The following is a 516-nucleotide window of genomic DNA, read 5'->3' on the forward strand; positions in this document are numbered from 1 at the left end:
GGGCGTTGGCGCGCAGATGGCTGAGCGTCTGCTGACGCTGGGCTGGCGTGGCGGACTGGAACTGCTGCCGGCGCTGCTGCTGCTGAGGTGTGCGGTTCTGCTCGTGGCTCCTGGCGGCTTCTCGACGCTGCTGTTGCTGCGGCGTGGGGTTTTTCAGCTGCGTTTTTGCCGCCTCGCGACGCTGCTGTTGGGTCGGCGTACTGTCGTAACCGCGGTAATTACTGCGTTGGGTGGCTTGCTTCAGCTGCGCCGAGGCCGCCTGACGCTGGGCGTCGCGTGAGGCGTTGTTTGCCGCCAGATTGCCCGCTGTGGCCGTCGGTACGTTATGCTGCAGCTGGGTCATCGCTGCCTGGCGCTGGGGGTGAGAAGAGACTGGTACCACAGCGGCAGCGGGTGGACCTTCAAAGGCGTTTACGGCTATACCGGCGAATTCTTCTTCGACGCCTTCGAGCATTGCGGCGATCATGGCTCCTATAAAGACTTTAAGGACGCCACGGGGATCGGCTTTTCACCCTA

General features: G+C 63.2%; 2 pseudogenes. One reads left to right on the plus strand and one right to left on the minus strand.

Annotated elements, in window-relative coordinates:
• Positions 1-367, minus strand: a pseudogene (locus ABD481_RS47175) (DUF3300 domain-containing protein); the annotation flags it as partial.
• Between ABD481_RS47175 and ABD481_RS47180 the strand changes: the two are divergent.
• A pseudogene (locus ABD481_RS47180) lies at positions 344-516 on the plus strand (hypothetical protein); the annotation flags it as partial. The pseudogenes ABD481_RS47175 and ABD481_RS47180 sit on opposite strands and share 24 nt — an antisense overlap.

This window comes from Catenulispora yoronensis, assembly GCF_039531695.1.
Taxonomy (GTDB): domain Bacteria; phylum Actinomycetota; class Actinomycetes; order Streptomycetales; family Catenulisporaceae; genus Catenulispora; species Catenulispora yoronensis.